This window comes from Algoriphagus litoralis, assembly GCF_003259255.1.
GTDB classification, from domain to species: domain Bacteria; phylum Bacteroidota; class Bacteroidia; order Cytophagales; family Cyclobacteriaceae; genus Algoriphagus; species Algoriphagus litoralis.
In genome coordinates this window covers 126,043-149,354 of sequence record NZ_QGOL01000013.1, presented here as the reverse complement: position 1 = coordinate 149,354, position 23,312 = coordinate 126,043, and the positions used below count along the sequence as shown (strand labels likewise).

18 protein-coding genes are annotated in these 23,312 nt (G+C 44.2%); 6 read left to right on the top strand and 12 right to left on the bottom strand.

What is annotated here, in order from left to right:
* Nucleotides 1–3: 3 nt before the first annotated feature.
* From DK188_RS16100 to DK188_RS16070, 7 genes are all read right to left on the bottom strand, one after another.
* Complete coding sequence (locus DK188_RS16100; RefSeq protein ID WP_111671860.1) at nucleotides 4–747, bottom strand: peptidase; 744 nt, start codon at nucleotides 745–747, stop codon at nucleotides 4–6.
* Nucleotides 744–1,724 carry an alpha-E domain-containing protein gene (locus DK188_RS16095; RefSeq protein WP_111671859.1) on the bottom strand — a complete coding sequence of 327 codons (981 nt, stop codon included), beginning with the start codon at nucleotides 1,722–1,724 and terminating at the stop codon, nucleotides 744–746. The genes DK188_RS16100 and DK188_RS16095 overlap by 4 nt, the downstream gene beginning before the upstream one ends.
* Nucleotides 1,725–1,735: 11 nt before the next feature.
* Nucleotides 1,736–3,163: a circularly permuted type 2 ATP-grasp protein gene (locus DK188_RS16090; protein ID WP_111671858.1), complete on the bottom strand. Its 1,428-nt coding sequence runs from the start codon at nucleotides 3,161–3,163 to the stop codon at nucleotides 1,736–1,738.
* 160 nt (nucleotides 3,164–3,323) lie between these two features.
* On the bottom strand, nucleotides 3,324–4,787 hold the full coding sequence (locus tag DK188_RS16085) for a potassium/proton antiporter (protein WP_111671857.1): 1,464 nt from the start codon (nucleotides 4,785–4,787) through the stop codon (nucleotides 3,324–3,326).
* Between the two features lie 349 nt (nucleotides 4,788–5,136).
* Nucleotides 5,137–7,197, bottom strand: coding sequence for a methionine--tRNA ligase (gene metG / locus DK188_RS16080; RefSeq protein ID WP_111671856.1), 2,061 nt, complete (start codon nucleotides 7,195–7,197; stop codon nucleotides 5,137–5,139).
* A 100-nt stretch (nucleotides 7,198–7,297) separates the two neighbouring features.
* Nucleotides 7,298–7,930 (bottom strand): TetR/AcrR family transcriptional regulator, encoded by a 633-nt coding sequence (locus DK188_RS16075; RefSeq protein ID WP_111671855.1) that lies wholly within the window; start codon nucleotides 7,928–7,930, stop codon nucleotides 7,298–7,300.
* Nucleotides 7,931–8,057: 127 nt separating this feature from the next.
* A complete protein-coding gene (locus DK188_RS16070; protein WP_111671854.1) occupies nucleotides 8,058–8,738 on the bottom strand; it encodes a GNAT family N-acetyltransferase in 681 nt (226 codons plus the stop codon).
* 199 nt (nucleotides 8,739–8,937) lie between these two features.
* On the opposite strand from DK188_RS16070, the gene ligA reads away from it, so the two are divergent.
* The 6 genes from ligA (at nucleotide 8,938) to DK188_RS16035 (ending at nucleotide 15,979) form a co-directional block, all read left to right on the top strand.
* Nucleotides 8,938–11,391 (top strand): NAD-dependent DNA ligase LigA, encoded by a 2,454-nt coding sequence (gene ligA / locus DK188_RS16065; RefSeq protein WP_111671853.1) that lies wholly within the window; start codon nucleotides 8,938–8,940, stop codon nucleotides 11,389–11,391.
* Nucleotides 11,392–11,572: 181 nt separating this feature from the next.
* Complete coding sequence (locus DK188_RS16060) at nucleotides 11,573–12,574, top strand: virulence RhuM family protein (protein ID WP_111671852.1); 1,002 nt, start codon at nucleotides 11,573–11,575, stop codon at nucleotides 12,572–12,574.
* A 216-nt stretch (nucleotides 12,575–12,790) separates the two neighbouring features.
* A complete protein-coding gene (gene dapA, locus DK188_RS16050) occupies nucleotides 12,791–13,651 on the top strand; it encodes a 4-hydroxy-tetrahydrodipicolinate synthase (RefSeq protein ID WP_111671850.1) in 861 nt (286 codons plus the stop codon).
* Between the two features lie 6 nt (nucleotides 13,652–13,657).
* Nucleotides 13,658–14,965: an exodeoxyribonuclease VII large subunit gene (xseA, locus tag DK188_RS16045; RefSeq protein WP_111671849.1), complete on the top strand. Its 1,308-nt coding sequence runs from the start codon at nucleotides 13,658–13,660 to the stop codon at nucleotides 14,963–14,965.
* Nucleotides 14,962–15,150, top strand: coding sequence for an exodeoxyribonuclease VII small subunit (gene xseB / locus DK188_RS16040; RefSeq protein ID WP_111671848.1), 189 nt, complete (start codon nucleotides 14,962–14,964; stop codon nucleotides 15,148–15,150). The genes xseA and xseB overlap by 4 nt, the downstream gene beginning before the upstream one ends.
* 124 nt (nucleotides 15,151–15,274) lie before the next feature.
* Nucleotides 15,275–15,979: a hypothetical protein gene (locus tag DK188_RS16035; protein WP_111671847.1), complete on the top strand. Its 705-nt coding sequence runs from the start codon at nucleotides 15,275–15,277 to the stop codon at nucleotides 15,977–15,979.
* A gap of 25 nt (nucleotides 15,980–16,004) precedes the next feature.
* On the opposite strand, the gene DK188_RS16030 is transcribed toward DK188_RS16035, so the two are convergent.
* The 5 genes from DK188_RS16030 to DK188_RS16010 all read right to left on the bottom strand — a co-directional run bounded on the left by DK188_RS16030 (nucleotide 16,005) and on the right by DK188_RS16010 (nucleotide 23,211).
* The gene (locus DK188_RS16030; RefSeq protein ID WP_111671846.1) at nucleotides 16,005–16,517 is read right to left on the bottom strand and encodes a UpxY family transcription antiterminator; all 513 of its coding nucleotides are present in this window, start codon (nucleotides 16,515–16,517) and stop codon (nucleotides 16,005–16,007) included.
* Between the two features lie 131 nt (nucleotides 16,518–16,648).
* Nucleotides 16,649–20,053: an efflux RND transporter permease subunit gene (locus DK188_RS16025; RefSeq protein WP_111671845.1), complete on the bottom strand. Its 3,405-nt coding sequence runs from the start codon at nucleotides 20,051–20,053 to the stop codon at nucleotides 16,649–16,651.
* A gap of 3 nt (nucleotides 20,054–20,056) precedes the next feature.
* Entirely contained in the window at nucleotides 20,057–21,190 is a 1,134-nt protein-coding gene (locus tag DK188_RS16020) for an efflux RND transporter periplasmic adaptor subunit (RefSeq protein ID WP_111671844.1), read from the bottom strand.
* A gap of 38 nt (nucleotides 21,191–21,228) precedes the next feature.
* The gene (locus tag DK188_RS16015; protein ID WP_111671843.1) at nucleotides 21,229–22,587 is read right to left on the bottom strand and encodes a TolC family protein; all 1,359 of its coding nucleotides are present in this window, start codon (nucleotides 22,585–22,587) and stop codon (nucleotides 21,229–21,231) included.
* A 15-nt stretch (nucleotides 22,588–22,602) separates the two neighbouring features.
* Nucleotides 22,603–23,211 (bottom strand): TetR/AcrR family transcriptional regulator, encoded by a 609-nt coding sequence (locus DK188_RS16010; protein WP_111671842.1) that lies wholly within the window; start codon nucleotides 23,209–23,211, stop codon nucleotides 22,603–22,605.
* Nucleotides 23,212–23,312: the final 101 nt, after the last annotated feature.

The following is a 23,312-nucleotide window of genomic DNA, read 5'->3' as shown; positions in this document are numbered from 1 at the left end:
GGCTCAAGCCTCCCGGGTGGCAAAGTCAAAATCCTCGAAGGCACTGCTCAGCACTTCAGAAGGAAGTTCCGCAATGGCATTTTTGAGACGATTGTTCCAAAACGTCGAAATATGTTCCAATTCTTTTTGCTCAAAACGCTTCTCGCGGATCGCATATTCGTCATTTCGGAGAATCACCGTATCAATGGGGAAATCCACATCATTCGCTGAAATCCGAGTAGCATCAAAAGCCAAAAAGGCACATTTTAGGGCATACTCCAGGGAGTCTTCAAACTGGAGTGAACGTCTTAACACCGGATTGCCAAACCCGGTATTGCCGATGATGACAAATGGAGTACCTCGGCGGATTTCGATCCAATTACCCTGAGGATACAACAAGTATAACTTGGGCTCCGGATCATCTTCCAGCTGCCCACCGATGATGGAGAACAAATTGAAATTGAATCCAGCTTCTTCCAAATAGGTCTTGTCTTCTTTGGCTACAACTTTGACTTGGTTGCCAAATTCATTCACCGCCTGATACAGCTTGGTAAATGAATCATCCTGTCGGTCTATGACCTCGGAGAAGTAGGTGATTGCTTTGTCACGGACAGATCTCAAGCCTGAGGTCATGATGAAAAAGGAGTGTTTCCGCTTGTTGACGGTATACACTTTTTTGGAGGTAGTGGTCTCACTACCGGAGGTAATTCGGGTATCAGAAAGGCCAACAAGGCCGTTTTTGGTTTTTATCCCCAGACAAAAGGTCATGCTTGTGATTGAGATTGAGTGATGTTGTTTTCCTTGATACGGAAATAATTGATGTCTATAAGGTCGGAAATATGGTTGATTTTTAGCTGAACTGTATCTAAATATTCATGAAGTCCAGCAGAAATTATATCATCGACCTCTGAGTACTCCAGACGGGATCGCATTTCTCCGATCGACTTTTCCACGGAATTTTTAAATCCATCGGTATTTCCTCCCGAGATACAGTGAAGACAGCGCTCGGCTTCCTTGATGCAATAATAGATTGAGCGGGGAAAGTACTTGTTAAGCACCATAAACTCCACCACTCCTGATGGATCTATATTCCCATACAATCTCCGGTAGGTATTAAACCCTGTCACTGACTTGAGCAAAGCCATCCAATGAAGAAAATCCATCGGAGATCCGACTTCATAGATCGATGGCAACAAAATATGGTATTTGACATCGAGGATTCGTGAGGTTTTGTCCGCACGCTCCAGCAGTTGCCCCAATTGCCTGAAATACCAACCCTCAGTTCTGGCCACAGTGGCATCAGCCAAGCCGTAAAGGAGCAGTATTTGATTTTTGACCTGTTCATAGAATTGGCGTGGATCCTCTTTTTTCCAGACTTTCTTATCCAAGCCTGTCTGCATCATGTAATAGAGTTCGTTGGCTTTTTCCCAAGTTTCTTTACTTAGATTTTCACGGATTATCCGGGCATTTTCCCGTGCATTTTTGACCGCATTCAGCATCGAATTGGGATTATCCATATCGAAGGTCAAAAAGAACATCACCTGATGCCGCTCAAAGCCTATATATTTCTTTTGATAAATGTCCAAGTCACCTGTGGCAGCCACCAGTGGCCCCCATTGTTCCTTGAGATCCATGGGAAGATCCTGCATTAGGTTGAAGTTGACATCAATAAAGCGTGCATAGTTTTCGGCTCTTTCCAGATACCTTCCCAACCAATAAATATGACTTGCTACTCTACTCAGCATAGTTTTTCAGATTAATTGTAAAGAACCCAAGTATCCTTGCTGCCCCCACCTTGGGAGCTATTGACCACGAGTGATCCTTTTTTGAGTGCCACTCGGGTGAGTGCTCCCGGTATTACCTCGATTTCGTTGCCATAAAGGATGTATGGCCTCAAGTCCACATGCCTTCCCTCGATGCCTTCATCTGTCAGACAAGGTACCGTAGAAAGTGACAAAGTAGGCTGAGCGATGTAATTTGTAGGATTTTCTTTGATCAATTCCCTGAATTTGTCATGCTCCTCTTTGGTTGATTTCGGCCCGATCAGCATTCCATAACCTCCTGCAGCATTGGTTTCTTTCACGACAAGTTCATGAATATTGTCCAGGACAAATTTCCTGTCCTCGTCTTCCCGACACAGGTATGTTGGCACATTATTCAGAATCGGCTCTTCATTGAGGTAATACTTGATTATGCGGGGGACATAGGCATAGACTGCCTTATCATCTGCTACGCCTGTACCCGGAGCATTGGCAAAAGCGACATTGCCCGCTTTATACGCCTCAAAGATCCCAGGCACCCCCAAAAGTGAATGCGGATTGAAAGTCAGCGGATCAAGAAAAGAGTCGTCGATTCTTCTGTAAATCACATCAATCTGCTGCAAGCCCTTGGTCGTCTGCATGTAGGCAATCTTATCTTTTACGATCAGATCGACTCCGTTGACCAGCTCTACTCCCATTTGCAAGGCGAGATATGAATGTTCAAAATAGGCCGAATTATAGATTCCGGGAGTCAATACTCCCACTACTGGTTTGGCCTTGTTGGACAGAAACTGGAGCATTTTCAGGAGCTTTGTAGGATAGTCGGAGACGGGCATTACTCCTTCGTCATTGAACAGTTGCGGATATGCTCGCTTGATGATTTCGCGGCTTTCCAGCATATAGGATACACCCGAGGGACAGCGGAGATTGTCCTCGAGAATGTAATACTCTCCGTCCTTATTTTTCACCAGGTCCGTACCGGTGATGTGGCACCAGATTCCTTTGGGAGGGGTCAGGCCGATACAGGGCTTGAGGTAATCCTTGGACCCCAAGATAAGTTCTGCCGGGACGATCCCGTCCTTGAGTATCTTCTGATCGTTGTATATGTCCTGTAGAAATAGATTTAAGGCATAGATCCGCTGCTTGAGCCCAGCTTCCAGTTTTCTCCATTCTGCATTGGCAATGATCCTAGGAATGATGTCCAAATGCAAGATCTTCTCCAATCCTTGGTTGTCATGGTAGACATTAAATGTCATACCCATCGCCTTTTGAGTCCGGTTGGCAGCTTCCTGGAGCTGCTTCATCTTCTTGGAGGAGACTTTACTTAGAAAACTGTGGAACTCATCGTACTGTGCTCTAGTCTTGCCTTCTGCAGTAAACATTTCATCGTAATGTTCATTGCAGGAATACCCATCTATCTTCATACTTGGCTGGATTAAAAATCTAGCTTAAGATAAAAAATAAACTTCAAAATCAAATAATTTCAAAAAAAACACAGATTATCAGTATTTTTTTCAGTCAATCTTTTCAAAAATTAATCTTTTTTCAAAAAAATATTCAAAATCAAACCATCTTTCAAAAAAATCACTCGAGACCTAATGCATGCCTCACCAGATGTTCTTCCTCACCAGAATTGATCATGATCATCAGCTTGTCTCCTGACATCAATTCGGTTGCCCCATTTGGAGTGATGTATTTATTTTTTCGGTTGACCAATACGATCAATGAAGTCTTTGGAAATTCCAGTTCCAAAATCTGTTTGCCATCTATTTTTGAATCTTCCGGCAAGTTGACTTCGACCAATGCATTTTTGAAATCATCCGATAGCTCGATATCCAGCAAACTCTTCCGCTTCAAACCTTCCGGCACAGCCAGATGAAGCCACGCGGCCACTTTGGCAAGCGTTGTCGCCTGCAAGGCCACCGAAGTAAGAACAATGAAGAAAACGATATTGAAGATCAGATTACTCTTTTCTATCCCGGCTATCAGCGGAAACGTGGCAAACACAATCGGCACTGCTCCCCGAAGACCTACCCAGCTGACAAATGCTTTCTTTCTATTGGTATACTTGAAGAAGGACAATGAAGCCCAGACACCCAAGGGTCGCGCCACCAGGATTAGGAACATCGCAATCACAAATCCCACTCCTACTACCGGCCATACTTGAGACGGATATACGAGCAGCCCCAGAGCGATGAACATGATGATCTGCATCAGCCAGGCGATTCCGTCAAAAAACCGCACCAAACTCTTGTGGTGAAGCATTCGACTCTGATTCATAGTAATGGCAGAAAGGTAAACGGCCAAAAACCCATTGCCTCCGATCAAATCCGTCACGGTATAGACCAGCACGACCAAACCTAGCATCAATACAGGATAGAGTCCTTCGTATTCCAGATTGATTTTATTCACCAGGAATACAATCCCTTTACCAAAAAGAAACCCTGCAGCTGCCCCGAAAATCATTTGCTTTACAAACATAGGAACCAAGTCCACCGGACTAAATCCCTCCACACTCAGCCAGGAAGTCATCCCGATCGTAAGGAAAAATGCCATGGGATCGTTACTTCCGGATTCAAATTCAAGCAGAGGCCTAAGATTTCCTTTCAGTCCGATGCTTTTGCTTCGCAAAATGGAAAAAACCGCCGCAGCATCTGTAGAAGACACAATCGCACCAAGCAAGAGACCTTCTTTCCAAGTGAGATCAACTACCAGCGTAGAAAAAAGTCCTACTGAAACTGCCGTCAGCAAAACCCCCAAAGTGGACAAAACCAAACCCGGCTTAAGGACAGGCTTGATGGATTCCCATTTGGTGTCCAAACCACCGGAGAAAAGAATGTAGGTCAAGGCCAAAATACCAAGAAACTGAGTGGTATCAGGATCATCAAAAGCGATTTTCCCGATACCGTCTGTCCCTGCCAGCATCCCAACTCCGAGGAAAAGTAGCAGGACAGGAATCCCTGCCCGACCCGCAGTTTTGCTGGCAATGATACTGAGGATCAGAAGTAATGAGCCTATCAAAAGGATATTTTCGGTAGTGATTTCCATGAAAAAGACAAAGCTATTTTATTGATTCGAAGAAAAGCAGAATGTGAGAAGTTAAGAAAATTGCGTTGAAAATGGTTGTGTCTAAAAAATCAAAAGAACAGGAATACTGTTTCCAGCAACAGTTTTCATTAAGATAATTCTGTAACCAAATCCTCGTTCATAATCAGAGATGGTTAAAAAAAACCTGTCAGGTTCGCTAAACGCTGACAGGTTTCTTTTATCCAAAATTTCACTTCTAGACACTTGTTTCTTGCCTCTAATATCTTGTTTCTAATTCTTAATACTTAAATCTAAGGTCTTGATACTTTTGGATTAGTCTATGCTTCGACTCCGCTCCGCATGACATAACCTACGAAATCGTCGATCCACCCGCAGTCCCTTCATGAGGCTGAAGCAACTTTAGCTTTCCATCTTTGTCTTCCGCCATCAGGATCATCCCTTCCGAATCAATGCCCATCATTTTCCGAGGAGCCAAGTTGATCAGCATGGTCACTTGCTTTCCGATCAGGAATTCCGGCTCAAAATGCTCTGCTACTCCACTCAAGACGGTGCGATGGCCCAGACCTATATCCACTTTCAGCTTGAGCAACTTCTTGGATTTTGGCATTCTTTCGGCTTCCAAGACAGTGACCACGCGCATATCCAGCTTAGCAAAATCATCGTAAGTGATCAGTTCTTTCATTGGCGCAACAGGCGTATTGGCAGCTTCATTCATCTTTTTGGAGTCAAGGAGTTTTTGAACTTGTTTTTCTACGGTTTCGTCTTCGATCTTCTCGAAGAGCAAACCCATTTGGCCTAAGGTTTTTCCTTCGGAAAGGAGTTTGCCATTTCCGGCATGAGACCAGGAAACCTGATTCATTCCAAACATTTCCACCAGTTTGGCAGCGGTAAATGGCAAGAATGGCTCAGAGACTATCGCCAGATTTGCAGCGATATTCAGGGCAATATTCAGGATGGTTTTGGTCCGCTCAGGGTTGGTTTTGATTTCCTTCCAAGGCTCGGTATCGGCCAAGTACTTATTTCCCAATCGGGCAAAATCCATCACAATCGATAAAGCTTCACGGAAGCGGTACCGCTCAATGGAAGCCGCAATTTTCTCAGGGAATTCTTCCAAAGCAGCTAGTACTTCTTTGTCATAGCCAGTCAGCTCACCTCTTGCAGGGATTTCCCCCTGGAAAAACTTCTGAGTCAAGACCACTGCCCGATTCACAAAGTTGCCATAGATCGCTACCAGCTCTGAGTTATTTCTACCTTGGAAATCTTTCCAGGTGAAGTCATTGTCTTTGGTCTCGGGCGCATTGGCTGTCAGTACATAGCGAAGCACATCCTGCTTGCCAGGAAACTCCTCCAGATACTCATGAAGCCAAACGGCCCAATTCCGTGAAGTGGAGATTTTGTCACCTTCGAGATTTAGGAATTCATTGGCAGGTACATTCTCAGGCAGCACATAGCCCCCATGAGTTTTGAGAATCGCCGGAAAAATGATGCAGTGGAATACAATGTTGTCCTTGCCAATGAAGTGTACCAGCTTGGTGTCTTGATCTTTCCAGTAAGGCTCCCAGTCGATCCCTTTTTCTGCTGCCCATTCTTTGGTCGAGGAGATGTAGCCGATCGGTGCGTCAAACCAGACATAGAGTACTTTGCCTTCTGCACCTTCCAAGGGCACTTTGATCCCCCAGTCCAAATCCCGAGTCATGGATCGTGCCTGCAAACCGTCACCGGCTTCCAGCCAAGAGCGGCACTGTCCTAGAACGTTATTTTTCCAATCCTCCGCATGATCTTCGAGGATCCACTTTTTCAAAAAAGATTGATATCGAGCCAAATCCAAAAACCAATGCTTGGTTTCTTTCAGCACGGGAGTTCTTCCGCTCAGTTTCGATTTTGGATTGATCAGATCAGTTGGACTCAGAGCTGAGCCGCATTTTTCGCATTGATCACCGTAAGCATGCTCGTTGCCGCATTTTGGGCAAGTGCCTTCAATGTAGCGATCCGCCAAAAACTGATTTGCCTCCTCATCGAAATACTGCTCTGTAGTCTGCTCCAAAAATTCACCTTTGTTGTACAAATCAGTGAAAAAACCCTGCGCAGTCTCATGATGAACCCGAGCAGAGGTACGGGAATAATGGTCAAAACTGATCCCAAATTCCTTGAAACTTCCCTTCATCATTTCATGATACTGATCCACGATTTGTTGAGGAGTTTTGCCTTCTTTGGCAGCTTTGATGGTGATTGCTACCCCATGCTCATCCGAACCACAGATATAGGCGACTTCACGACCCTGAGATCGGAGATAGCGGACATAAATATCAGAGGGCACGTAGCATCCAGCCAAGTGACCGATATGAAGCGGACCATTTGCATAGGGAAGCGCCGAGGTGACAGTAAAGCGTTTGAAATTTTTATTGCTCATGGGTAAAATAAATGGGAGACCGGAGTCGGAAGAGTGAAATAAGCTTTGCTCTGACCTCTGAAATCGATGCCAAAGATAGGAAAATCACCCGAAGGCGAGGTCAGGCATTTTCAAATTCATTTCGGGCTTCGGGTGTCAAAATCCCATTGTAAATGATACTAATGGCTTGGTCATAGACTTCAGACGGCGGGATTTTCACCCCTTTCTGAAGCGCAGTGGGAAACTGCCCGGAAAATTTGGGATCCAAAAGCGACTGAACCGCAGCAGCATACAACATGACGATGAGACCGGTATTCAGGCGGGGATTGACGAGTCCTTGAGACACCCCTTGGTCAATTAGCTTCGCAAAGCGCAGGTAGGCCGATTCATTGATGTAGGTGGTGAGTTCCTCCCATATTTCAGGAGCATGATCGCGAAGGTCTTCGAAAAGTTCGGGATTAATCGGTGCCAAATGCGTTGCGATGACTGTGAGCGTAGACTTGAGTTTCAGTGGAAATGAAATGTACCGATTATCCAGGATTGCCTCCACTTTTGCAGTCATTTTGGTTTTCAGAACTTCAAAAGAAGCCGACAAGAGTTCCAACTTACCGGGATAGTACTTGTAAAGCGTCTTTTTGCTCATTGCCAAATCCTGCGCGATGTCATCCATCGTCGTATGACGGTAGCCTTTGCCCAAAAATAACCGATACGCGGAATCCAGAATTTTTGCTTCTGTGGAGGTTTTTTTGCTCATTGGTCTAGTAGGTAAAGAAGATTATAAAATTCAAAAAACTGTTAGAAATGTATCCGCAAAACAGTTCAGAACTTTCACCAAGTTCTACTGCTCAGTATTCAATTGGGTTAGGAGAACTCTGATTTTTTCAAATTTTCTCCAGCAAATAGACCCTCAGCATCGCTCTCTCCTTAAAACCCAATTTCGAATACACCTTGATTGCTTGGGTATTTTCCGGATACACATGAAGAAAAGGAGTTTTTTCATCTGCCCTAATCTCTTCTATCACGCGTTGAATAACTTTTGCCGACAGACCTTTTCCCAAATAATCAGGATGCGTACACACAGCACTGATCTCAACAAATGGATCTGGACTGAGACGCTTACCTGCCATGGAAATCAGCTTTTCTCCTTCGAAAACTCCAAAATACCCTCCAAAATCTATCGTTCTTGAAATGAATGGTCCTGGCTTTGTCAACTCGGTGAGTTCAAGCATGGCTGGAATATCTTTTTCACCGAGTTTAAGCAAAGGCATGGTTGGTTGTGAGCCTTCAATTCCTTCGTCACAAACCATTTGCAGAAGCTCCCGGTCATTTAACACCAGCCAGTTCTGATTCAGCGGAAGATGCCCAGGAGTAAAAAGAATAACCCGCTGACCTGGAGTACAGGCAGCATAAAGCCGGTCCAAATCCTCTCGCTCATAGCTTGGCATTCCAGCAAAGAAACCCATCCGAGGATCAATAAACCTACACTGTTCATTTCCATGGGAAAAGTGGGCGCTTCCGGTATTCAGGGCGTTCCAGATGGGATTGTTTAAGGGATGGGTCATTTGGAAAAGTGAATAAGGCGGTAAAAATAGAGAAATTGATTTCTTTTTGAAGTGAATTGATCAAGTCCAATGAACCGATGCGAATTTTCTGATTTCAGACTTTTGAATTTATCCTTTATAATTTCCCAATCTTTCATTTTTCAGATCTTCCAATCTAAGCCAATCCTCTTAATTTTAGCTTTCCAATATTTTCGAATCAATGACCCATTCCGAAGCCGCCGTCCGAATCGCCCAACTCAGCAAAGAAATCAATCACCACAATCAGCTTTACTATCAGGAAAGTAGGATTGAAATTTCTGATTTTGAATTTGATCAGTTGCTGGAAGAGCTCGTGAAGTTGGAACAGGAATTTCCAGATCTACTTTTTCCTGACAGCCCAAGCCAGCGCGTAGGCGGCACGATCACCAAGGAATTCCAGACGGTGGAGCACAGTTCAAGGATGCTTTCACTGGGCAATACCTACAGCAAAGAGGAGCTGATCGCCTTCGATGAGCGGGTCGCAAAAGGCCTCGGTCATACCAATTACGAATATTTCTGCGAAATGAAATTCGACGGAGTGGCGATCAGTTTGGTGTATGAAAACGGCAAACTTGTCCGCGCAGTGACCCGTGGGGATGGCTTCAAAGGGGATGATGTCACGGCCAATGTCCGCACGATCCGGAATATTCCATTGACAGTGGTCGGTGAAAATGTTCCATCAAATTTTGAAGTACGCGGAGAAATATTCCTACCGCTGAAAGAATTCCTGAAAATCAATGCCGAGAAAGAAGCAGCAGGAGATCAGCTTTTGGCCAATCCAAGAAATGCTGCTTCAGGTACCTTGAAAATGCAGGACAGCTCAGTCGTAGCCAAGCGACGTCTGAACTGCTATTTTTACCAGCTTCTAGGCGATGAAATCGGCGTCAGCACGCATGAGGAAGCTATCCACCTAATCGAAAGCTGGGGATTCAACGTCTCCCCCACTTACCAAAAGGCCGCAACCATTGATGAGGTGCTTACTTACATTGAGGAATGGCGCGAAAAGCGATTTTCGCTTCCCTTGGACACCGACGGCATCGTGTTAAAAATCAACAACTACGATCAGCGGGAAGAACTCGGCTTCACTGCCAAAATCCCACGCTGGGCCATAGCCTATAAATACAAAGCCGAAAGTGCAGAAACCGAACTCCTGTCCATCACCTACCAAGTGGGCCGGACTGGCGCAATCACTCCCGTGGCCAACCTTTCACCTGTCAGCCTTGCTGGTACCACGGTGAAGCGTGCTTCTCTTCACAATGCGAATGAAATCGAGCGTTTGGGGATTCATGTGGGTGATTTTGTATTTGTGGAAAAAGGCGGTGAAATCATCCCAAAAATCACCGCTGTAAATGACCTTCGAAGAAAACCTGAGGCGCAGCCTATCCAATACATCGATACCTGCCCGGAATGCGGAACCAAACTGATCCGAAAAGAAAGCGAAGCCAAGCATTATTGTCCCAATGCGGTCAGCTGTCCACCTCAGGTATTGGGACGGATCGAGCATTTTGTCAGCAAGCGGGCGATGGATATCGACTCCATGGGAACGGAACGAATCCGAGCCTTGATCGATCAGGGTTTCATCCGAAACTATGCCGATATCTATGATTTGGATCAAAAGCAAAGTGAGCTTCTGGGACTGGAAATGAGCCAGGATCAGTACGAGCGAGAAGAATCCGGAGTGCTTTATATTTCTTTGGAAAAAGCATTATTTGCACTCACCGAGACCATTTCCTTCAAGCAGATTCAGGACTTTTTGGGAGAATTTTCGCATTTACCCCTTCGGGAAAAGCTCAGGGAATTTCAATCCCAAATTCGACTTTGGAAAAAGAAAGTTCCTGCCAACGTAGGCATGGTCGATTACCTTTTGGAGCATCTCAATAGGCATTCCGAACTTGGAAAAGTGGAAGATTACGTCCCGGTGGCGGTGATTTTGGAGATTTTCTTGGGTAGACGAATTGAATTTGAGCAGATTCTGGCAGCCAGCCGAAAGCATGGCACTGTCCACATGATTCTCTTGGATTTAAATCTGGAGTTGCCGAACGAGTTGAACGAGCGAATCAAAAAGCTCAAAGCAAACACCTTTCAGGAGGGTGTCATTTCCAACATGATGGAAGGAATCAAAGCTTCTAAAGCTCAACCTTTCGAGAAAGTCTTGTTTGCTTTAGGGATTCGAAATATCGGAGAAAACACCGCTCAATTGCTTGCTAGGCACTTTGGCAGCATCGAGAAGCTTCAAGCGGCGACCGCAGAGCAACTTTTGGAAATCAATGGCGTCGGAGAAACGCTGGTGCAAAGCATGCAGGAGTTTTTCGCGCAAGCGGAAAATCTGGAAATCATCGACCGTCTAAAAAGTCACGGGTTGAAGTTTGAAGTCGAGCAAAGCGAGTCCAAGCAGTTGGGGTCGAGTCTGGCTGGAAAACGGATTTTGGCTTCCGGCAAACTCCAAAACTTCAAGCGGGATGAAATAGTGGAGTTCGTACAGGCACATGGCGGTCAGTACATTTCGTCCGTTTCCAAAAATCTCGACTTCATCATCGAAGGCGAAGAAATGGGTCCAAGCAAAAAGGAAAAAGCACAAAAACTCGGCGTGCCGCTGATCTCTGAGGCGGAGTTTTTGAGGATGGTGAATGGTTAGAAACAAGAAGGTTGAGACAACAACCAAGTTTCTAGACTTCGCTAACTACCGCAAATCAGAGGAATTGATTGTTTATTCAATGAGAATCCGAAATAATTAACCTATCAAATAGTTAAATTAAGTAAGGTAAAAGTCCAAGAATTGACTTGCCTGAATCGGAGAGATGAATTAAACTAAAAATATGCAGCCCAGAGATATTTTACTTTTCCATAATCCAGACCAATCTGTCAAAGTCTCAGTTTACTTCCAAAGCGGCACCTTTTGGCTGACTCAAAAAGCTATGGCGGAGCTTTTTGGGGTGAACGTACCCGCTGTCAACAAACACCTGAAAAATATCTTCGATACAGGAGAATTGGAAAAGGAAGCAACTGTTTCCATTTTGGAAATAGTTCGAAAGGAAGGAAAACGAAGCGTAAGCCGAAATGTGGAGTTTTACCGCTTAGAAGCTATCCTTGCCGTTGGCTACCGGGTAAACTCCATGCAAGCGACAGACTTCCGGAAATGGGCCACCCAGACACTCAACGAGTTTATCATCAAGGGATTTGTGATGGATGATGAGCGGATGAAGCAAGGAAAGCACTTCGGGCAGGATTATTTTGATGAACTGCTGGAGCGCATCCGGGAGATACGGGCAAGTGAGCGCAGGTTTTACCAAAAGATCACCGATCTCTATTCGCTGAGTACCGACTATGACCCGAAAAGTCCCCAAACCAAGGAGTTCTTTGGTATGGTCCAAAACAAACTTCATTGGGCCATCACTGGGAAAACTGCTGCAGAAATCATTTATACCGAGGCCGATGCTACCAAGCTCTATATGGGATTGAAGACTTGGAAAGATGCTCCCAATGGAAAAATCCAAAAAAGTGATGTAGCAATTGCAAAAAACTACCTTGCTCACCAGCATATTCAGGAGCTAAACCGGATTGTATCTGCCTACCTAGACTTGGCTGAGAATAACGCGCAAAGGGGGAGGGCCTTTTCGATGCAGCAATGGACCAAATTTCTAGACAGCTTCCTCGAGCTTTCCAGCTATCCAATTTTACGAGACAAAGGAAAAGTTAGCATGCTGGAAGCCAAACTGAAAGCTGAGGGTGAATTTGATAAGTTTCGAATCATACAGGACCAAACCTATCAATCAGATTTTGATAAGTTGATTGCAAAAGCAGAAATCAAAAGAGATTGAAGTCGGAAAATCTCCAAAAACTTGGCGTGCCGCTGATCTCGGAAGAAGCGTTTTTGAGGATGATTGAGCAATAAATAGGGGCAAAAAGATTCTCAAGGCCACCGATGAATCTTTTTCCAAATCCTACTTTAAACCCACTAAACCCTATTTTTTCTACAAACGGGCTCCAAAACCGAGCTAAGACTGTATCTTTGCAGCCCAATCAAACCTACAAACATGAACGCATTCAAAGGCACCGGAGTGGCATTGGTTACTCCTTTTCATGACGATCTTTCTATTGACTTTGACAGTCTCAGGAAGCTGATCGATCATGTAGTTTCAGGCGGAGTAGACTATCTTGTCGTGCTGGGCACCACTGGAGAGTCGGCTACTTTGACTTCCGCCGAAAAGAAACAGGTGCTGAAAGCCTGCCTTGACTACAATGCGGGTCGGGTACCGGTCATGCTTGGGATCGGTGGAAATAACACCCATGCTTTGGTAAATGAAATCAAAAAAACAGATTTCTACGGCGTGGCATCCCTGCTTTCGGTCTCCCCTTACTACAATAAACCTAGCCAAGAGGGAATCATCGCACACTATACAGCCTTGGCAGATGTATCACCTGTTCCAATGGTCCTGTATAATATCCCGGGACGAACCATGTCCAATATGTCTTCCGCTACCACACTTCAACTTTCCCATCATCCAAATATCGTCGGCATGAAGGAGGCAAGTGGGAATCTGGAGCAATGCATGCAAATCGCTGCGGCTATGCCAAAGGATTTTTTACTCCTTTCCGGAGATGACTTGTTGACTCGTCCGATCATGAGCATAGGTGGTAGTGGAGTTATTTCTGTGATGGCAAATGCATTTCCCGAGGAATTTAAAGTAATAACACATGGGTCTGATGAAGATGCCCTGCAAACCGTCTTTTCTTTGTTGGAAATGAATTCACTGATGTATCAGGAAGGCAACCCAGTTGGGATCAAAAACCTGCTTTTTCACCAAGGAATTATCAAATCTGATCAGGTCCGTCTGCCTATGTTGAAGGCTAGTCAGGCGCTCAGCTCAAAAATAAAAGCAGCCAATCAGAACTAATCCACCATGTCTCCGCTATCTATTTCCCAACTTACCGAGCAGATCCGGCTAACCCTGGAAAACGAGCTCGAGCCGGTATATTGGGTAGTGGGTGAGTTGGCGGACTTTCGTCAGGCGCCACAGGGTCATGTCTATTTTGAGTTGGTAGAAAAGCAGGGCAACCAAGTTCAGGCAAAAATCCGCGCCAATCTCTGGCAGTTTACCTATCGCTCAGTCGCAGCCAAATTCCAATCCGTGACTGGAACCACGCTCCAAAACGGAATGAAAGTGCTCGCTCAAGTAGCTGTGACCTATCATCCAGTGTATGGATTGAGTATCAATGTAAAGGACATCGACCCCTCTTTTTCCTTAGGAGAGCGAGCGCGACTTCGCCAGGAGACAATCGATCGGCTGACCCGGGAAGGATTGATCCAGCTGAATTCAAGATTTCAACTTCCTCCAGTGGTGCAGCGGATAGCGGTCATTTCAAGTGCCACAGCTGCAGGTTATGGGGATTTTGTGGATCAGCTCGAAAAAAACTCGTTCGGCTATAAAATTTATCACAAGCTCTTTCCTTCCTTGATGCAAGGAAATGAAGCGGTGGGGAGTTTGCTTTCAGCTTTGGAAAGAGTGCAAGCTGAAAAAGATCACCTTCAAGTGCAGGCTGTGATCCTGATCCGTGGCGGAGGAGCTCAACTGGATCTGGATTGCTTTGACGACTATAGACTCGCTGCCGCAATTGCAAATTTTCCTTTGCCAGTCTTTACCGGAATCGGCCATGAGCGTGATGAAACGGTCGCTGACCTAGTAGCCCACACCCGACTCAAAACTCCAACTGCAGTTGCGGAATTTCTGCTGTCCGGATTTAGGGAATTTGAGGAAAATCTGGGCATTTTGCTGCAAAGACTGGACCGATCCACCAGACAGCAGCTCCGGGAAGAGGACGGCAAAATTCATCAATTTGCACTCAGGGCTAAGTCACTGGCCAAAAACCGCATTTCTCTTGAGGGCGAACAGGTAAAAAATCGATCAAACCGAATCGAACTTGCGGCCCGAAGCCTCCATCGGATCCATTCTTCAGAATTGGATTCAGTGTCCAAAAACCTGAAAAAAAATCTGAATACATTTCTCGAAAAACAAGCCGAAAAACTGGCTAATAAAGAATTGCTTCTACGTCAATTAGACCCCGGATCAATCCTAAAACGAGGCTATACCCGCACTGAGCTCAATGGCACCCCTGTACATTTGGCTAAAGTTCAGGCTGGGGATCAAATGAATACCTATACCCAGAATCAACTAATTCGCAGCAAAATCACTGAAATCAAGGAACTATGAACGATCAATCTTACAGTGAGGCCATGGCCAGATTGGAATCCATCCTTCTCCAACTTGAGGAAGGTACCAAATCAATTGATGAGCTTTCAGACTTGGTCAAAGAGGCTGCTGAGCTTGTAAAAACCTGTAAATCAAAGCTAAAAACAACTGAAGCAACTATTCAGAGTGCGTTCGAGGGGATATAGCCTTTCAAAAACAATAATTTCACACCGAATGAGTTAATGATTAGGTCGCCAAACTCCATTGGCATGTTTGTTGAAGATTAATCGCCTACCAACTTATTAACTCACACAGTCAGCCACTTACGTCATGAGACTTTTGCTTAAAACCTTCAGCAGCCTTGTTTTTATCCTGATTTCCGGAGGAATTTCAGCACAAAATTTCTACAAAGAGCGAATTTCCAGAGACAATATTCTGACTATAGGAGTCGGTCCTTCCTTTGCCTATTTGGACAACGGAGGACAATACCGCGCTTTGAATTTTGAGATTAAGCCTTCCTTTTCCCTTTCCCTAACCAAGCGGCTAAATCCCACCTTTGACCTGCGCACCACAGCAGGGATACAGTGGATCAGTAGCGGAGGAGATCCATCGACAGCTATTCGGGATTCTTGGTTTGCGAATTTCGCCTCCTTCACTGCCAAGGGTCAAGCCTATTACTTTGACTTGATGCCAAGTATGAACCTAATCAGCTTTGGCAACCACATGAACAGAAGCCTATTCAACCTTTATGGAGGCTTTGGCTTGGGAATTATGAATGCACGGACGAAACAAACCAAGTCATTTAATACTGAGGAAGTCCCTACTAGTCATGAGATCACTACGGGGTATGTTCCTGTTAGAGCTGGCCTCAGCTATCGGATTGGGCCATATTCAGATATCGCAGGAGAAGGCACGATGATGTGGACTTTCACGGATAATCTGGATGGAAATGTGGGTTTCAATCGATTTGGAGACCACCTCTTCCAAGCGCAGATTGTCTACCGAAGGTATTTTATTCCAAAAAATAAAGACTAAAAAAAACCGCCCTGAGGCGGTTTTTTTATGCATTTACATTTTCAACTACTTGCAGGTATTTTCGCTCTATGGTGATCATCATGTTTTGCATGATACCTGGGATTCGGATCAGGAAATAGTCTTTATTACCCTTCTCTATACATTCTCCTTCCATATTCTGCAGTGGACCTCCCACTACCCTGACTTTCTCTCCAGGTTCAATATCACTTCCGTCAGTCTCTACAGCGACTCCAGTAGTTACCACTCGCTTAATGATATCCAGATCTTCCTCTCTAATGGTGGCATGCTGTCCGGAGAAATGGACAAATTTCACAGCACCTGGTACTTGCAAGCACTCCCAGAGTTTATTGCGCTCTGTTTTGACAAAAACATAACCGTTAAAAAGCGGACGCTGTACTTTTTTCTTTCGATCTGACCATTGACGAAGCTCTTCTACTATGGGTAAATAGACCTCCCAACCTCTTTCTGCAAGTCGATCTGCTACTTTCTTCTCCGAGCGTGAGGTAGTGTACATCACATACCATTTCATTTCCAACATCTCTAAATCCTTTTAATTTGGGAAAGGCAAATTTACAAAAAGCATGCTGTAAAGTAGTTGCTAAAAAGCAAAAAACCCCCGGAACATTGTTCCGGAGGTTTTGTCAAAAAAAACCACCAACCTTAAATCAATCATGCTTTGATATTGCGGATTCTCATGACGAGCTTATCCGACAACAAATACATGACTGGTACGATCACTAACGTAATGACTGTGGCAAAGGTTAGCCCAAATATTACAGTCCAAGCCATTGGACCCCAAAATGCTGCGTTGTCTCCACCTACATAGAACTGCGGATCAAATTCCGTCAACAAGGTTCCAAAATTGATGTTCATTCCAATTGCAAGCGGAATCAAGCCCAGTACGGTAGTAATCGCTGTCAACAAAACAGGACGAAGTCTCGTTTTGCCAGCCTCCACTATACTTCCTAGCAAATCATCAATGTTGAGGTACTCCCCTTTTTTGATTCCTTTTTCTTCCCGCTTTCTTGCCCGTACCAAATCGGTATAATCGATCAATACGATCGCATTGTTTACCACTACTCCGGCTAGGGAGATAATTCCGATTCCAGTCATAATCACCACGAAATCCATATTGAAGATAACCAAGCCCAGGAAAACCCCGATGGTACTCAATAACACCGAAATCATGATGATAAATGGACTAATTATGGAATTGAATTGTGCCACAATGATCAAGAAAATCAAGGAAACAGCAATCAAAAGCGCGTTGAGCAAGAAGGCCATAGACTTGGCTTGTTCTTCTTGTTCCCCAGTAAACTTTACCGAAATACCATCCGGGATGGCGTAATTTTCCATGAGCACTTTGATCTGCCCATTGATTTCGGTAGGGTTATAGCCATCGAGAACATTGGAGAATAAAGTGATTGCTTTTTCGAGATCTTTACGCTTTACAGAGCCATAGGTAGATCCATATTGAATATCTGCCACGGCCGAAATGGGAACCTCTCGCTTGTCTCCAAACTTATCTCGGAATCCTATTTTCTTGTTGACTAAGGTATTGATATCGTAGCGATAGTCCTCAGAAAGACGCAGCTGAATAGGATAATCATCCTCGCCCTCTTTGTACTTGGAGACTTCCAATCCGAAGAGCGAAGTCCTCAATTCAGTAGCGATCTGAGAAGTGGAAAGTCCAAATCTTCTGGCTTTATCACGATCAATTTCTACTACGACTTCGGGGCTTCCCAAGGATAAGTCCGTTTTCAATTCTTCCAATCCGGGGATGTTATTGGATTCCAAATACTCTTTGGTTTCACCCACGAAGGCAATCAATTGCTCATAATCTTCGCCTACAAACTCAATGTTGACCGCTTTTCCTACAGGAGGGCCATTTCGCTGTTTGTCTACAGTGATCAGGACACCGGGATATTGCTCCACCAAATCACGAATCACCTCCATGGCACCGTTGGTATTGATCCCCTGTCTATCAATGTAATCCACAAACCCAATCGTGATTTTCGCTTTATGCGGAGTAGCTTGTTGACTTGGACCTTCTGTAGGGTCTCCGGTACCTTCTCCTACCTGAGTGATCACAGATTCTAAAATGTCGCTATATGGCTCCAATGCCACCAGCATTTCATCTTCCATTTTGTCCACAAAGGAATTGGTAGCGTTGATGTCTGTACCGATCGGAAACTCGACAAAAACATTTACCAACTGAGGCTGATTATCTGGAAAGAAAAGAACCTTTGGAGCACGGATTCCTAACAAGACAAGCGAGAGTATCAATAAGCCAAACATCCCTCCAAAGAAGAAATACGGTCTTTTGCCATTCAAGGCATATTTGAGCGTAGATTCGTAGGAATTTTCCAATTTCACCAAAAGCACCGTCTGGAACCATTCGATTGCCTTTCTCAAGAAGAACACATTGAATATGGTCAATACGGAAGCCACTAGGGAAACTGACCCTAGTGCGGTCCAGCCGATCAAAAAGAAGATGGTTGCCAAAACGAGGAATATCCCTGCCACGATAATGGACTTTTGCTTCGGCTTTTCTTTTCCAATTTCGTCTATTTTCATAAACATCGAAGTCATCACAGGATTGATGACCAAAGCCACAAATAGAGAGGAAGAAAGTACGATAATCAATGTGATGGGCAAGAATTTCATAAACTCACCTACCAAATCATCCCAAAATGCCAAAGGAAGAAATGCTGCCAAAGTAGTGGCTGTAGAAGTGATAATCGGCCATGCGACCTCACCCACACCTTCTTTGGCCGCCTGAATACTCGGCTTGCCTTCTTGCATTAATCGGTACACATTCTCTACGACCACAATCCCATTATCTACCAACATACCCAAAGCGAGAATCAAGGAGAACAGCACCATCAAATTGAGCGTGATCCCAAATGCATTGAGAATGAGGAAAGAGATAAACATCGAAAGCGGAATCGCGGAACCTACGAAGAGTGCATTTCGGAATCCCATGAAGAACATCAAGACCAAAACCACCAGGATAATCCCAAAAATGATCGAATTTTCAAGATCACTTACTTGAGTGCGGGTCTGCTTACTTTGATCATTGGTAATCGTGATTTCAAGATCCTGAGGAAATCTGTTTGCCTTAGTCGTTTCAATGATCTCCTTGATCTTATCCGCAGCGTCCAACAGGTTTTCGCCGCTTCGTTTGGTGACGTTGATCGTAACTACAGGAAGGTTTTTGCTGCGTGCATAGGAGGTCCGGTCTTTGAAGGTATCCCTGACACTGGCTACATCCCTCAAGTAGACTATTTTTTGCTGGTCTGTCTTGACAATAATGTCCAGCAGATCCATGGGATCAGAAAACTCTCCATCCACACGAAGGGTGCGTTCGAAGTCCCCACTTTTAATACTACCTCCGGAAATCGTAAGATTCTCTGCTTGAATCGCACTGGAAATATCCCCAAAGCTCACACCTACAGCTTCCATTTTATATGGATCTGCATTGATCTGTATCTCCCGTTCTACTGTTCCTGCCAGATCAGCTTTGGATATTTCAGGAAGTTTTTCGATTGCATCCTCCAGGTACTCGCCAAAGTTTTTTAGCTCTTGCTCAGAGTAAGGACCTGAAATATTGACATTCATAATCGGGAAATCCGATGTATTTACCTCCAGTACATTGGGATCCTGGTCCAAATCCGAAGGAAGCTCACTTTTGGATTTATCCACTGCATCCTTTACATCCTGGATCGCCTTGGAGATCTCAATACCTGGATTGAATTCAATTACAATTGAAGAAAAGTCCTGAACGGAAGTAGACTTGATATCCTTCACATTATTGAGCGACTTAAGCTCTTTTTCAATGGGCCTGGTGATCAAGTTTTCCATATCCACGGGAGAATTTCCAGGATAGGGAGTACCTATATAGACGGTAGGAATGACGATCTCAGGAAAACTTTCCTTGGGCATAGTCCTATACGCACCCAAGCCCAGGACTGTGATGATCAGCGTCAGGATGACCACCGAGGTGGAATTGTCCACACTGAAGCTGGACAATCCAAATTCCCGGGTAATTGATGATTGTGGAGAATTGGTCATAGTTTACAGTTGAGCAATATTGACACTGAAATTATCCCCTACTTCACGGAAGCCTTTGTCCACGAGGGTTTCAGAACCTGTCAATCCCTCTAGAATTTCGGTCTCATTGTTTGCAGTAAGGCCTCGTTTTACGTATTTCTTTTGTGCAGTTTGATTCTCGACTATAAAGACATAGTCTCCTTGATTATCGGCCAAAATCAGGTGTGCAGGTACAAGCACGCTATTTGGATTTTGGTAATCACGGATTTTCAAAACTGAAATCATGTTAGGCTTAACATCTTCTATATTGGGTAGCAATACTTCTACCTTGAATGTCCTATTATTTGGATTGATGACTCCACCTACCGCTGACACGCGACTTGAAATAGATTTATTGAGAGATGGAAAATCTACTTTGACCGTGTCTCCTTTACCGAGTACGCCAACGTAACTTTCGGACACATCTGCTTGAATAAACAAGTCGCTTTCTCCGACAAATTCAAACATCGGAACTCCGGGCTGAACCAACTCACCAACCCTAACCTGAACTGTCTCTATGGTTCCATTGAAAGGTGCTCTCACATAGGTTTTGTCCAATTGAGTCTTCATTGAGGCCAGGTTTTTCTGCAATCCCTCCATTCGGTTTTTTGCCTCTAGGTATTGAACCTCTGTTCCGATTTTCTGATTCCAAAGCCGCTCCTGCTTCTGGAAAATGGTAGTGGCCAATTCAAGCGAATTTTCCATTTCTTCGATGTTGCGTTGGATCGTTTCTGAGTCGATTCGGGCAAGAATCTGCCCTTTGGACACTCGCATGCCTTCCTTAGCCGGCACATCCAAAACAAGACCTGAAGTCTCCGCACTGATGCTCACATTTTTCTTAGAGAGCACAGAGCCTGTCACTTCGACAAAGTGGGTAAACTCACCTTTTCGAACAGGAGCTGTGGTTATGAGTATGGATTTTTTATTTGCATTTGCAAATTCCGGATCGAGCTTCGAAATCTCTGCTTCCAGTGTTTTGATTTCAGTATTGAGCGCACCAACTTGATTTTTGAGTTCGGCAAGTTTGGTTTTCTTGGCCTCTACTCCTTCTTCTTGAGCGCAAGAAATCACCAGAGTTGCGGCAAGAATTATTGGTAAAAATTTAAAGATAGGCTTCATATTGAGAATGAAATTTAAATGTGAAATGGGTTGTTGGTTTAGTTATTCAGATCAGCTTTTAATAGCCCCAGGGCTTTTTCGAGATCTACTTTGGAAATTAATCCATCGTAAAGCGCCGCCAGGTAATTGATTTCGGCTTCTATCAAGGCTCCATCTGCATCAACAACTTCTAAGTTGGAGCCGACTCCCTCTTGGTACTTTATCCGTGCGATATCATAGACTTCTTTAGCCAGATCGAGATTTTCCCGTTGAACATCCAGGATATTCAGGTCATTTTTAAGATTGGCTTTGGCAGTGAAAATTTCATTTTTGAAACTATCATTCAGATAAAAGCGCTGATTCTCAAGTTGATTGATGGTATATCTGTTTTTTTGGATTCTTGCACTTTTACTCAATCCATCAAAAATTGGAATGTTCATACTTAATCCCAGCAAAGAACTCCCAAACCAATTTTCGTTTGAAAAGACGGTATTGATATCATTTCCAGCTCCACTTCTCCTCATATTTCCAACAAAGTCAATCGTCGGCATGTATTGGGACGTATTGTACTTAAGATCATACTGTTGAAGCTCGATCTGAGTACTCAACTGGTCCATTTCTACCCTTCTCTCCCCTTCTTCAACCAAGAGTCGATTGAGTTCTTCACGAGGATTTAATTCCTGAAGGGATTCCGTGATCAGTATATCCACAGTCAATGGCATTCCCATCTGAATCTTTAGGATCTCCTTGCTGATCTCCCATGCAGTTCGGCTGCGTTCTAGTTGGCTGTAGGTGTTGTTTCGCTGTACTTGGATACGTGACACATCGATTTTTTCTGAAAAACCCGCTTCATAGAGTGCCTTGGTTTCTTTCAGCAGAGAATCGATTCTGGCCAAGTTGGATTGCGAAAGACGGATTCGCTCCTGATTCACCAACACTCCGAAATAGGCCTTTTTAACATTCTCAATGACATCATTTTCAGCTTTCACTAGATCAAAATCCGTGAGCTGGGTCAAAGTTTTGGCAGCACGTAGACCAACAAAGAAGGAGCCGTCAAAGATCATCTGTGTCATATTCAAACCCAAACCAGAAGAATAACTCACACCAAATCTGGCGGGAATGACATCCGATGGATTTGTGGGATCTCCGAAAGGAGGCTGATTGGGAAGAAAAACAACCGGAATCTTGGGATTGTAATCCAGATTGAAAGAACCGTTGATCTGAGGAAGACCCAGTGCGGTTGTTTCTTTCACAGTCGCTTTAGAAATCAACGTTTCCAATCGGGCATTTTTAGTCTTGACATTATTCTCAATCGCATATAAAATCGACTCATTCAATGTCAGCTGGGCTACATCCTGAGCTTGCGCTGAGGTCAGTGCTAGGAATAGCGCCAAAACTGAAAAAAGATACTTTATCATAGGGTGGGTTGGTTTTCAGTTATCAATTGCTTGTTGATTCGAATAGGCCTCTCGGCCTTTTTCGGTGAATATTCCATGTAGGAAATGGTCCATCAGTACCATTTGCTCTTCAGCGAGATTATAATCTGGGTTATTCAGATTAGATGGGTCGAGTGCAGAGGTAATTTGGTTTACTCTTACTTTGGCCAATATCTCAGAGTCAATTTCTTCTCTGAAATAGCCTAATTTTTTCCCTTTTTCGATCACGTTGATCAAGTCAGCCATGATGATCCGGGATTTGAAATCTTCAAACATTCGCCAGGATTCGGGGAAATATTTCTGAATCTCCATGATTACCATCGGATTCATATTTTGGAGTCTTTCCCGCATCATCTTAGAGGTTTTCACCAAATGCTCTATCACCCCATCTTCATTTTCCAGAATGTAAGCCAATTTGATCCGGTCCGCCTCCAAAATTTGCTCAAATGCTTCCCTTACTAAGTCTTTCTTATCCGAAAACTCCTGATAAATGGTTTTTTTGGATACACCTGCCAAGCGGGCAATATCCTCCATGGTCACTGTTCTGACCCCAAATCGAAAAAACTGCTCGGTGGCAATTTCCAATATTCTTTTTCTCGTCTCCAATTCTTCTTTTCTGAATATGGGGGCAAAACTATGGAAACTACCGATTGGTTCAAAGTTTCCAAAGTTTTTTTTAGATTAATATTTTATGAATCCCCTGAAAA